The sequence below is a fragment of the Halomicrobium sp. HArcht1-1 genome (assembly GCF_058933285.1).
Genome location: NZ_JBZYDL010000001.1, coordinates 1,608,268 through 1,619,812 on the forward strand (window position 1 = coordinate 1,608,268; position 11,545 = coordinate 1,619,812).

An 11,545-nucleotide genomic window follows, 5' to 3' on the forward strand; every position below is an offset into this window, starting at 1 on the left:
CCGATCGTCAGACTTTTGCAACACCTGCTGTTAATCGGGAACGGCTGGGTACACAGACCGTCGTTCTCCCCCCGAACGACGGAGGCAGACACCCTTTCCCCCACTACATCTGCCGTTACCCCCCACACCAAACCCGGCCACCGTTCTGTAGTAGCCACCGTGGATCGGTGGCCGCCGCCGGCACGCTGTCGTGCGGTCTGGGGCCACGGTCCACACTATCGCTCGCCGCACACGGACAGCTGCCGGTCAGCGGGACCGCTGTGTCACTCTGGGTCGGGGAGCCGCAGGAACCGCTGCTCACACTCCGGGCAGACGAGCGTCTCGCGCGGTTTCTCGCGCGGATTCGTGTATCCGCCACAGCAGGACACCTCCGACGATCGATCGAAGGCGCTCCCACAGGCTGGACAGTCGGTGAGGAACTCCCGGAGTGGTCTGGCCATCGCGAGGCGGTCCGCGGGATCGTCGACGTGTGGTTCGAGCGCGCTGACGGCACCGAGTTCGGCGATCGCGACGTGGCGAGCGACGAGTGCAGTCTGTCCGCCGACGGCGAGCCACTCCTGTCCGTCCTGCTCGACCGGCCGTGCCGACGGCACGCTCGGTACCGACGCCAGTTCGTCTGCCAGGTCGTCGAGCGACTGGGACGCGAGCCGGTCCATCTCGGTGTGCCAGCGCCGCTCGAAGTCGGGATCGAGATACACGCGCTCTTCGTCGGCGTCGAGCAGACCGGCCCGTCGGAGTTGCCCGAGCAATCGATCCCCGTCTCGGGACCGGTCCGCGATCGATCCCGGCTCGTTGGTGTCGTGGAACCACGTCGTCGGGATCGGTGACGCCGCGACCAGTCGGGGCGCGAACTGCGGGGTGTAGGGGACGAGATACCCCCGGAGCCAGATCACGACGAGTCCGACGACGAGGACGGCGGCCCCCGCGAAGGGCTGTCCGAGCACGACCACGACGTTGACGGCGAGCCACAGCATCGCGACGTTGACCAGCGTACACGGGACACAGCGCCGCGAGCCGGTGTGTGCCGGATTCCGGAGCGCGCCGAGGACACTCATGGAGTCGTCGACGGCTGCCAGTGGCTTCAGCGTTGTCGAAGTCGACGTTGCCCGCCGCCACCAATATTTTTAACAACTGGTGTGGTTAGTAGTTGCATGGCCAACCAGTCGCTCGCGGCCGACGGACCCATCGACGGCGAGCAGCGACAGTCGGCGTCAGTCCGCCGGCCGCTCGCGGGCTCACCGCCGAACAGGGTGTCAGTCACGGGAACGGATGCCGTACAGAACAACGAACATATAACTCATCCTCCGGAAGCGCCAGTCAAACGATGAAAGACGACGATCTCATCGACGTTCTCGAAGACGCGGGTCTGTCTCCGTATCAGGCGGAGGCCTACGTGACCCTGCTCGAACTCGGGAGCGCCTCGGCGACCGACATCGCGGACGCGTGTGACGTGCCCGATCCGCGGATCTACGACGTGCTCCGTGACCTCGAGTCCAAGGGGTACATCGAGACGTACCAGCAGGACAGTCTCACGGCACGCGCCCACGACCCGGAGACGGTACTGGACGACCTCCGGTCCCGATCCAGCGAGTACCTCTCGGCGGCCGAAGAGATCGAGGACCGCTGGAACCAGCCCGCCGTCGCCGAACACGAGGTGAGCATCGTCAAGCGGTTCGAGACGGTGATGAACCGCGCCCGCGAGATCATCGACAACGCCGAGAAACAGATCCAGATCGCGGTCGACGTCGACCAGTTTCACTCGCTGAAGGACGCGCTCGGGGACGCACGCGACCGCGGCGTCCACGTCAAACTCAGCCTCTGTACCCGCGAGGGCGATCGACTCCCCTCTGAGGAAGCACTCGCGAGCGTCTGTACCGAAGCCCGCCACCGAGACACGCCTTCCCCGTTCCTCGTGCTCGTGGACCGACGGTGGACCTGCTTTGCGCCCCACAGCCAGTCCGTCAACGAGTACGGCGTCCTCGTCAGCGATCGGACCCACACGTACGTGTTCCACTGGTTCTTCCTCACCTGCCTCTGGGAGATCTGGGACACCATCTACACGCTCCGGACGCCGGAGACGCCGACGACGTACGTCGACCTCCGTCACTGCGTCCGCGACGTGGATCCGCTGCTGGAGGAGGGCGCGACGATCGTCGCGACCGTCGAGGGATACGAGACGGACACCCACGAGACCGTCACCCTCCACGGCCGGATCACGCGCGTCCGGTACACGGGCGAGACCGCCGGCCGCGACCAGCAACTCCCGCTGTCACAGCTCGCGGGTCGGGTGAGCATCACGCTCGAAACCGACGACGGACCGGTCGAAGTCGGCGGATGGGGTGCCGTGATCGAGGAAGTCGAGGCCTCGGAGATCACGATCGAGGACGTTCGCTACGACTGATACTACCGGCTGTACATCTGTGAACGATTTCGCCACCCAGGGTGGCGAAGATCTTCACGAAGTGACAGCCGGCAGTATGAGACGGCCCAGCTGTCCGTCGATGACCCATCTCGCTGGGTCGCGCATCGCTCGACACAGTGGCGGCCGACAGTGTGAGACGGAACGCCGTCGTTACTTCTCGGCGACACTGTTGGCTGTAACTTCCTGATACTGCCGGCTGTCACTGTTGCAAGCGATTCGCGAGCACGGAGTCGCGAAATTCTTTACAGACTTACAGCCGACAGTACGATCGCCGCCACGGGTGACACTCGGGACAGCGCTTCGACGCTGGGACTGTCGCTTCACCGATCGTTGACCCGGTACGCTCTCGTTACCGATCGTTTTCACCCCCTGTTAACGACTGGGAGAAACTAGCAACCTATTTCTCGTGTAACGGCTCTGTTGGTCGCTACACGCCGATTGTTTATAAGTGATGGCCGGGCAGCCTATCATCTCTCTAATAAAACCACAAAAAATAAAACATCTCGTTCGGTACGAAAACAGCGTTTACAACAGGTGTGGTTAACTTTCGGCAACGCTTAAGTAGGATGGCTGCAACTCAACGAAAGACGATGTCAAATAACCACTCAGACGACGACGGACAGCGAAGCAGTGTCTCTCGACGACGGTTCGTCGCAGCCAGCGGTGCATCGGGCGTCGCGGCGACACTGGCCGGCTGCGCTGATCTGGTCGGTGGCGGCGACGGTGGCAGCGACGGCGGTGACGGCGGCGACGGTACCGGAACGACGACGGGCGACGGCGGGAGCGACGGCGCGACGACGATCCAGTGGGGTATCGGGCCGACTGCCGTCCAGACGGCCGGCGAGGAGATGAAGACGGCGCTCCACGAGGCCGGTGGTCTCAGAGACGACATCGAGATCGAGTGGGTCCCGAGCGCCTCGGACACAGGCGAGGTCCGGTCGAACTACAACCGCATCCTCAACGCGGACCAGAGCGATCCCGACATCTTCCAGATGGACAACGGCTGGGTGAACATCTTCATCCAGCGCGGACTGATCCAGAACCTCTCGGAGACGCTCCCGGAGGACCTCCTCTCGGACATCAACGAGAACTACTTCAGCGGGTTCACCGACACGGCCCGAGAGCCGTCGTCGGGCGACCTCTACGGTGTGCCGCTGTTCCCCGACTTCCCGACGATGCAGTACCGCAAGGACCTCGTCGAACAGGCGGGCTACGACCCGGAAAGTGAGAACTGGGCGACCGAGCCGATGACGTGGGAGGAGTGGTCCCACGTCGTCGCCGACGTGAAGGACAACGCCGACGCCGAGTACGGCTTTACGACCCAGTGGGACATCTACGAGGGCACCGCCTGCTGTACGTTCAACGAGGTCATGTCCTCGTGGGGCGGCGCGTACTTCGGCGGCCGCGAGAACCTCTTCGGTCCGGTCGGCGAGCGGCCGATCACGGTCGACGAGCCCGAGGTTCACAACGCGCTCAACATGATGCGGAAGTTCGTCCACGACGAGGAGTTCGACGGGACCTTCGCAGACTACGCCGGCAACATCGCGCCGACGGACATCCTCGGCTGGATCGAGGAGCCCTCTCGCTCGCCCTTCGCCGAGGGCGACGCCGTGTTCCACCGCAACTGGCCGTACTCGCTCGCGCTGACCGGCCGGAACCCCGAAGAGACCGACGACCCCGCACTCGGCGAGGACCTGGGTGCGATGCCGATCCCCTACGCCGTCTCCGAGAGCGAGGCCGCCCAGCCCGGAACCGGTGGCACGACCTCGGCGCTCGGTGGCTGGCACCTCACGTTCAACCCCAACAGCGACAACCTCGACGTCATCGACGAGGTCGTCTCCGCCGTCATGGAACCGGACTTCGCCCTCGAACTGTTCCGACTGCAGGGGTGGCTCCCGCCCCGTCCCGAACTGTTCAACTCCGACGAGGCCCGGAACGTCGCACCGGTCGGGCGCTACATGGACACGCTCCAGGTGGCCGGTGAGAACGCGATGGCACGGCCGGTCACGCCCGTCTGGAGCCAGCAGTCCAGCGACATCGCTCAGTCGGCCAACAGGGTCGTCGGCCAGGAGACCTCGGCCGAGGACGCGATGGCTTCGCTGACCTCCAGCCTCGAAGCCACCGAACAGAACTGAATCCAGCGCCTAGTTTTACAACTCTGGTATGTCATCACTAAACATGGATGGGATGTCGATATGAGAGGTGACCGCCCATGAGTACCGAGATGGCGGGTGGTGAACGCGAATCACGTCGCTCGGGGCCGCTGGTTCGTGTCACCCGCTGGATGGAGAACCTCAGCGACACCACCTACGCGTACCTGCTCTTGACGCCCGTGTTCGTGTTGCTGGGGAGCATCGCTATCTACCCCCTCCTGCGAACCTTCGAGATGTCGCTGTTCGCTCAGACGTTTACCGGACTCGGCGAGTTCGTCGGCCCGGGGAACTACGTCGACCTGTTCACCGGGAACATGGATCGGTACCTCCCCGGACAGCCGACGTTCCTACCACAGAGCTTCGGCATTCAGGGCCTCGTGACGAGCGCGCTGACGATGACGCTGCTCTTCGCGTTCGTGAGCGTGTTCTTCGAGACGATCATCGGCATGGGGCAGGCGCTGATCCTCGACCAGGACTTCTACGGTCGCCGCTGGATCCGTGCCGCGATCATCATCCCGTGGGCGGTGCCGGTCGTCATTCAGGGGATGATGTTCTACCTGATGTTCCAGCCCAGCATCGGGTTCCTGACGCCGCCACTGGCAGACCTCGGCCTGCTCGCGCCCACGAACACGCTCAACGATCCGGCCAGTGCGACGTTCGTCATCATCGTCGCCGACATCTGGAAGACCTCGGCGTTCATGGCGCTGCTGATCCTCGCCGGCCTCCAGAGCATCGACCGTGGCCTCTACGACGTGGCGAAAGTCGCCGGAGCCTCGAAGTGGCAGCAGTTCAAACACATCACCTTCCCGCTGATCCTGCCGACCATCGCCGTCGCGGTGCTGTTCCGGTCGGTCGCGGCCATGCGGGTGTACGGGATCATCGACATCGTCTCCAGCTGTACCGTCGTGCCCTCGCTGTCCTGTATGGTCGTCGAGTCCTTCTTCTCGGGCTTCAACGCGGCCGCCGGGACCATCGCGTTCACGACGGCGGCGATCATCGGGCTGGTCGTGATGTCGCTGATCCTCTGGCAGGGAGAGGAGGCGATCTAACATGGCGACGATAGACGACACCGACGAGCCGGACGGACCGCTCAACCGCTGGGTCCAGCGGGCGATCGAAGACCCGGAACGCGTCTACCGGGCGCTGTTCTACACCGCGATGATCTTCTTCATGATCACCACGCTGTTTCCCTTCTACTGGCTGCTGGTGCTGGCGGTGACGCCCAACAGCGAGATCATCGGCGGCGGTTTCATCCCCGAAATCGAGCTGTTCGGGGCGACGGTTCCGTTCCCGCTGCCGGTCCCGCAGGGGTTCAATCCGGGCGCGTTCGTCGACGTGTTCAGAGAGATTCCGTTTCACCTGTACATGCTGAACAGCTTCGCGCTGGCGGTGACGACGACGATCATCGTGCTCGTCGTCGCCAGTCTGGCGGGCTACGTCTTCGGCCGCCTGGAGTTCCCGGGCCGGGCAGTGCTGATGCTCGCGATCCTCGCGATCAGCTACTTCCCGCCCGCCGCATTCGTCGTCCCGCTGTACGACGTCTTCGCCGGCAACGCCGTGAACATCCCCTTCACGGACGTGGCGCTGTTCCAGTCGATCGAACTACTGAACACGCCAGGATCGATGGTGCTTCCCTTCAGCGCCCTGTTCATGCCCCTGTCGATCTTCATCCTGACGACGTTCTACGGCCAGATTCCGGACGGACTGGAGGACGCGGCCCGCGTCGAAGGGACGACTCGACTCGGCGCGCTGTTCCGGGTCATCATGCCGCTGTCGGCCCCCGGCGTGGCGACCGCAGCGGTCCTGACGTTCATCTCGGTGTACAACGAGTACTTCTTCAGTTCGATCATGGCGACCTCCCCACAGGCCGGGAACTGGTCGCCCCTGGTCGGCGGGATCCTCAGCTACCAGACCCAGTACACCACCTCGTTCAACCTGATGGCGGCGGCGAGCGTCGTGGGCGTGCTCCCGATGCTCGTCCTCGTCGTCGTCGCGCAGGAACGCATCGTCAGCGGACTAACCTCGGGAGCACTCAAGGAGTAATCATGGCAAGCCTCAAACTCGAACACGTCACGAAACGCTACGAAGACGTCACGGCAGTCGACGACATGAACCTCGACATCGAAGACGGGGAGTTCGTCTGTCTCGTCGGTCCCTCGGGCTGTGGGAAGTCGACGACGATGGAGACGATCGCCGGTCTCACCATTCCGACCGAGGGGAAGGTGTTCATCGGCGACAGAGACGTGACGAACCTGCCGCCCAAGGACCGTGGGATCGCGATGGTGTTCCAGAACATCGCGCTCTTTCCCCACATGGACGTGTACGACAACATCAGCTTCGGCCTGCGTCTCAGAGACTTCCCCAAAGAGGAGATCGATCGCCGCGTCGAGCGGGCCGCCGACATCGTGCAACTGGAGGGGATGCTCGAACGGATGCCCGACGAGATGTCCGGCGGGCAGCGCCAGCGCGTCGCGATCGCGCGTGCGATCGTCCGGGAGCCCGACGTGTTCCTGATGGACGAACCGCTGGCGAACCTCGACGCCAAGCTCCGGGTCCACATGCGGACGGAACTCCAGCGACTCCACAAGGAACTGGACACGACGATCATCTACGTCACCCACGACCAGGCCGAGGCGATGACGATGTCCGACCGCATCGCCGTCCTCGACACCGGGGAACTCCAGCAGATCGATCCCCCGCTGGTCTGTTACAACGAGCCGACGAACCTCTTCGTCGCGGGCTTTATCGGCTCGCCGTCGATGAACTTCGTCAACGGGAGCGTCGGGGCCGACGCGATCGAGACGCCGAACTTCTCGATCGAGTTCGATCCCGCTCGCGTCGACGGGCTGGCACCGGGCGACGACGTGACCGTCGGCGTCCGGCCCGAAGACGTGTATCCGGTGCCCGAGGCCGACGACGTCGCCCACCCCACCGCCGCGATTCAGGCACGTTCGGACGTGCTGGAGCCGATGGGCGACGAGATCTTCGCGTACCTCCTGCTTGGCGACGGCGAGACCTCGATGTCACAGGAGGCCGCGACGGACGATCAGTTGCTCATGAGCATCGAACCGGACTCAGATATACGGGAGGACGAGGCGGTTAGCGTCGTGCTCGACCGGCGAAAGATCCACCTGTTCGACGACGCGACCGGCGACGCCATCGCCCACGGAATCGTCGACGTGACGGGCGACGGATCGGCGGGCACACGCGCGGAGAGTGACGACTGACCATGGTCGCCGACACCGCCGCGCTGGTGTACTGGAGCGGGATGGTCGCCCTGTTTTTCTTCTGGGTCTACGGCATCGTGTCGTTCGCCTTCGACCTGCGCAACAAGATCGTGCCGGGCATCCTCCAGTACCGACGCGGTCGCCGCGAGCGCAAAGCCGAACGGGAACGCGAACAGGAGCGGGAAGAAAAGGAACAACAGCTGTACTAAATGATTCCCGAGCGTTTTTATCCCCGTCCCACGGAGGCACGGACAGAGAATGACTGACATAGAAGACGTTCGGCTCGGATTCGTCGGACTCGGCAACATCGCACACCTCCACGCGGACCAGGTACTCGACGTCGGGGGGACGGTGACCGCCGGCACCGACATCGACGAGGAGGCTCGCGACGCGTTCGCGGCGGCCTACGACGCCGACGTGTACGAGGACGAGGACGCGATGTACGAGCACGTCGACGCCGTCGTCGTCTCGACGCCCAACACGTTCCACGAGGAGTACGTGACCAGCGCGCTCGAAGCGGGACTCTCCGTCCTCGTCGAGAAGCCACTCGCACACTCTCTGGAGAGCGCAGAGCGGATCGCGGACGTGGCGGCCGACGCCGATGGCTTTTGCATGGTCGGGTTCCACAATCGCTTCCGTGGGCCGGTTCAGGTCCTCGACCAGTACCGTCAGGACGGCGAACTCGGCGACGTCTCTCACGTCGAAGCGAACTACATCCGCCGACGCGGCGTCCCCGGTCGTGGCAGTTGGTTCACCCGAAAGGAGGTCTCGGGCGGCGGCGCAGTCATCGACATCGGGACCCACGCCATCGACGTGGCGCTGTACCTGATGGGCTTCCCGGAGATAGAGGAGGTCTCGGCCCAGACGCGTGCGCAGTTCGGCCCGGACGACGACTACACGTATCTGAACATGTGGGGCTACGACGAGGGTGCCGGCGGCTTCGACGTCGACGACTCCGCCACGGCGTTCGTCCGCTGTGCGAACGGCAAGACGATCTCGCTCGAAGTCGCGTGGGCGAGCAACCGCTACCCGAGCCAGGAACTCGTCGTTCGCGGCGACGGCGGCGGCGCGCACCTCGATATGGCCGACGACTCCCTGACCGTGCTCGATACGGCCGACGACGGCGCGGCCCACCACCGTGACACCGAGATCGAGACCGCAGACCAGGAGGCCCACGGGCTCGAACAGGAGTACTTCCTCGAACACGTCGCCAGCGGGGACACCCCGGCGATGAACACGGTCGAGGAGGGGCTGACCGTCCAGCGCGTGATGGACGCGATCTATCGGTCCAGCGAGGCCGGCGAAGCGGTCTCGGTGGAGTAACCGCTCTCCAATTGCGGTCTTCCGGACGGCGACTCGCGCTGCCAGCAGCGACAGCGCCGTCTGTCGGCACGAAAGGCGCAAATTACGCCGGACCGCGCGAGAGAGGAAGACTTAATCCCCGGTGCTCACATCTTCCGACCACGTATGAAAGCTGTCGCAATCCGTCGCGGGAGCGACGAGCCAGAACTGATCGAGAAGCCACGGCCGGAGCCAAAACACGGCGAAGCGCTGGTTCGGACGCTCCGAGTCGGTGTCGACGGCACCGACCACGAGGTGTTGAGTGGTTCCCACGGCGGGTTCCCCGAGGGCGAGGACCACATGGTGCTGGGCCACGAAGCCGTCGGGGTCGTCGAGGATCCCAACGGCACCGGCCTCGACGAGGGCCAGTACGTCGTTCCGACGGTCCGGCGCAAGCCAAACGGCGAGACCAACGAGTACTTCCGTCGCAACGAGCCGGACATGGCCCCCGACGGGGAGTACTTCGAACGCGGGATCGTCGGCGAGCACGGCTACATGTCCGAGTACTTCACCAGTCCCGCGGACTTCCTGATTCCCATCGAGGAGGAGATCGCACCGTACGGCATCTTCGTCGAGCCGCTGTCGAACACGGAGAAGGCCCTCGAACACGCCCGTGCGACTCGCTCTGCGTTCGACTGGTACCCCGAGTCGGCCGCCGTGCTGGGCAACGGTCCGCTCGGTCTGTTGACGCTGTGGCAGCTCACCCAGGAGTTCGACCGTGCCTACTGTCTCGGTCGACGCGACCGGCCCGACCCGACCCTGGAGTTCATCGACGAGGTCGGCGCGACGTACATCGACTCACGCGAGACTCCGGTCGACGAGATCCCCGACGAGTACGAGGGGATGGACTTCATCTACGAGGCGACCGGCTACGCGCCCCACGCGTTCGAGACCGTCGAGGCGCTCGCACCCAACGGCGTCGGCGCGCTACTCGGCATCCCCAGTTCCTGGGACTTCGAGATCGACGGCGGCTCGCTGCACAACGACATCGTCCTCCACAACAAGTGTCTGTTCGGCTCGGTCAACGCCGGCATCCGACACTTCGCGGAGGGGGCGGCAGTCGTCGAGGCGATGCCCGACGACCTGCTCGATCACCTCGTGACGACGGTCACCGATCCGGAGAACGTCGAGCCGGCCTTCGAGGACGGCGACGACCAGATCAAGGCGATCGTCGAGTTCGAATCCCCCTGACACTGCCGGCTATCACTGTTGCAAGCTATTCGCGACCACGGCGAAACTTTTCACAGACGGACAGCCGGCGGTACGAGACGGATCGCTGTCGGAGTGATCGCGGGTCCGGAAACGTAGCTGTCGGAAGACTTAGTTGGCGCGTCGGTCAACCGATTCGTATGCCCCGCGACGACCTCCGGGACGCACTGGAGCAGGTCATCACCGTCTTCGATCTCGGTGAGTACGAGGTTACGGCCTACCTCGCGGTGCTGGAACACGGCGAGCTCTCCGCGTCGGAGCTGTCCGAGCACACGGACATCCCACAGCCACGGGTCTACGACACCGTCCGCAGTCTCAGCGACGTCGGCCTCGTCGAGCTGAAAGACAGCCGACCGATGACGGTGCTCGCGATCGATCCACGGGAGGCTTTCGACGACGTGCAGTCTTCGCTGGACTCCCTCGTGGACGACCTCTCGCGGCGCTACACCGCGCCGACGCGCAAACCCGAGGCGGTCTCGCTGGTGAAGTCGCGCCCGACGATACTGCGCTATCTCGAAGACATCATCACTGCCGCCGAGTACGAGCTGATGCTGTCGTTGACCCCGCGGCTGCTCGACCGGTTCGAGGACGCGCTCCGGTCGGTCCACGACGAGGGCGTCGCCATCGAGATCGTCGTCTCGCCGGCCGCCAAAGCACCGCCTGCCGGCGAGTTCGACTACCGGGGCCTCGCCACGACCGTCAAAGGCCGTCGCGGGATCACGACGCCGGTCGTCGCCGTCGCCGACGGCAACTACTCGATGTACGCCACCCGAGAGAGCGTGCGCGGGAACAACGACCGCTACGGCGTCATCTTCAACCGCTCCGAGCTTGGCTTTCTCGTCTCGGGCTTTCTCAACACGGTGCTGTGGACGACCGCCGAGACGATCGTCGGCAACGGCGAGGACCTGTCGTTTCCCCGGCGCTACGGGACGATCCGACGGTGTATCTCCGATCTGCAGGCCCTCGACGGCGAGTTCTACGCGGCCATCGAGGGACGGGACGTCGAGAGCGGCGATCCGCGCGTCGTCGAGGGACGGATCGTCGAGGCCGAGTTCGGCCGCAACCGCGAGGTCGCGACCCTGACGGTCGAAGGCGAGGACGGACGCGTCGCCGTCGGGGATCGCGTGGCGGCCTACGAGGACATCGAGGCGTTCACCATCAGCGTCGGCCGCGACGAGCCGCCGACGACGTAG

General features: G+C 64.7%; 10 protein-coding genes. 9 read left to right on the top strand and 1 reads right to left on the bottom strand.

Annotated elements, in window-relative coordinates:
• Nucleotides 1-263 precede the first annotated feature (263 nt).
• Nucleotides 264-1,055, bottom strand: a complete 792-nt coding sequence (locus tag AC5FRZ_RS08445; RefSeq protein ID WP_170094247.1) for a DUF8054 domain-containing protein — start codon at nt 1,053-1,055, stop codon at nt 264-266.
• Nucleotides 1,056-1,324: 269 nt separating this feature from the next.
• Between AC5FRZ_RS08445 and AC5FRZ_RS08450 the strand changes: the two genes are divergently transcribed.
• The 9 genes from AC5FRZ_RS08450 to trmB all read left to right on the top strand — a co-directional run bounded on the left by AC5FRZ_RS08450 (nt 1,325) and on the right by trmB (nt 11,545).
• A complete protein-coding gene (locus tag AC5FRZ_RS08450) occupies nt 1,325-2,401 on the top strand; it encodes a TrmB family transcriptional regulator (RefSeq protein ID WP_153553336.1) in 1,077 nt (358 codons plus the stop codon).
• Nucleotides 2,402-3,012: 611 nt separating this feature from the next.
• Nucleotides 3,013-4,557 carry an extracellular solute-binding protein gene (locus AC5FRZ_RS08455; RefSeq protein WP_372479002.1) on the top strand — a complete coding sequence of 515 codons (1,545 nt, stop codon included), beginning with the start codon at nt 3,013-3,015 and terminating at the stop codon, nt 4,555-4,557.
• Between the two features lie 77 nt (nt 4,558-4,634).
• On the top strand, nt 4,635-5,624 hold the full coding sequence (locus AC5FRZ_RS08460) for a carbohydrate ABC transporter permease (RefSeq protein ID WP_493564368.1): 990 nt from the start codon (nt 4,635-4,637) through the stop codon (nt 5,622-5,624).
• Between the two features lies 1 nt (nt 5,625).
• Nucleotides 5,626-6,618 carry a carbohydrate ABC transporter permease gene (locus AC5FRZ_RS08465; RefSeq protein WP_493564369.1) on the top strand — a complete coding sequence of 331 codons (993 nt, stop codon included), beginning with the start codon at nt 5,626-5,628 and terminating at the stop codon, nt 6,616-6,618.
• Between the two features lie 2 nt (nt 6,619-6,620).
• Nucleotides 6,621-7,802, top strand: a complete 1,182-nt coding sequence (locus tag AC5FRZ_RS08470) for an ABC transporter ATP-binding protein (RefSeq protein WP_493564370.1) — start codon at nt 6,621-6,623, stop codon at nt 7,800-7,802.
• A 2-nt stretch (nt 7,803-7,804) separates the two neighbouring features.
• Entirely contained in the window at nt 7,805-8,011 is a 207-nt protein-coding gene (locus AC5FRZ_RS08475; protein ID WP_170094252.1) for a DUF8005 family protein, read from the top strand.
• Between the two features lie 49 nt (nt 8,012-8,060).
• On the top strand, nt 8,061-9,125 hold the full coding sequence (locus AC5FRZ_RS08480; protein ID WP_493564371.1) for a Gfo/Idh/MocA family protein: 1,065 nt from the start codon (nt 8,061-8,063) through the stop codon (nt 9,123-9,125).
• Nucleotides 9,126-9,269: 144 nt separating this feature from the next.
• A complete protein-coding gene (locus tag AC5FRZ_RS08485) occupies nt 9,270-10,334 on the top strand; it encodes a glucose 1-dehydrogenase (protein ID WP_170094254.1) in 1,065 nt (354 codons plus the stop codon).
• Between the two features lie 158 nt (nt 10,335-10,492).
• Nucleotides 10,493-11,545, top strand: coding sequence for an HTH-type sugar sensing transcriptional regulator TrmB (trmB, locus tag AC5FRZ_RS08490; protein ID WP_170094255.1), 1,053 nt, complete (start codon nt 10,493-10,495; stop codon nt 11,543-11,545).

Excerpts from the sequence above, each read along its gene's own strand:
- AC5FRZ_RS08445 (WP_170094247.1), bottom strand. The coding sequence starts at position 1,055 with ATGAGTGTCCTCGGCGCGCTCCGGAATCCGGCACACACCGGCTCGCGG.
- AC5FRZ_RS08450 (WP_153553336.1), top strand. The coding sequence starts at position 1,325 with ATGAAAGACGACGATCTCATCGACGTTCTCGAAGACGCGGGTCTGTCT.
- AC5FRZ_RS08455 (WP_372479002.1), top strand. The coding sequence starts at position 3,013 with ATGTCAAATAACCACTCAGACGACGACGGACAGCGAAGCAGTGTCTCT.
- AC5FRZ_RS08460 (WP_493564368.1), top strand. The coding sequence starts at position 4,635 with ATGAGTACCGAGATGGCGGGTGGTGAACGCGAATCACGTCGCTCGGGG.
- AC5FRZ_RS08465 (WP_493564369.1), top strand. The coding sequence starts at position 5,626 with ATGGCGACGATAGACGACACCGACGAGCCGGACGGACCGCTCAACCGC.
- AC5FRZ_RS08470 (WP_493564370.1), top strand. The coding sequence starts at position 6,621 with ATGGCAAGCCTCAAACTCGAACACGTCACGAAACGCTACGAAGACGTC.
- AC5FRZ_RS08475 (WP_170094252.1), top strand. The coding sequence starts at position 7,805 with ATGGTCGCCGACACCGCCGCGCTGGTGTACTGGAGCGGGATGGTCGCC.
- AC5FRZ_RS08480 (WP_493564371.1), top strand. The coding sequence starts at position 8,061 with ATGACTGACATAGAAGACGTTCGGCTCGGATTCGTCGGACTCGGCAAC.
- AC5FRZ_RS08485 (WP_170094254.1), top strand. The coding sequence starts at position 9,270 with ATGAAAGCTGTCGCAATCCGTCGCGGGAGCGACGAGCCAGAACTGATC.
- trmB (WP_170094255.1), top strand. The coding sequence starts at position 10,493 with ATGCCCCGCGACGACCTCCGGGACGCACTGGAGCAGGTCATCACCGTC.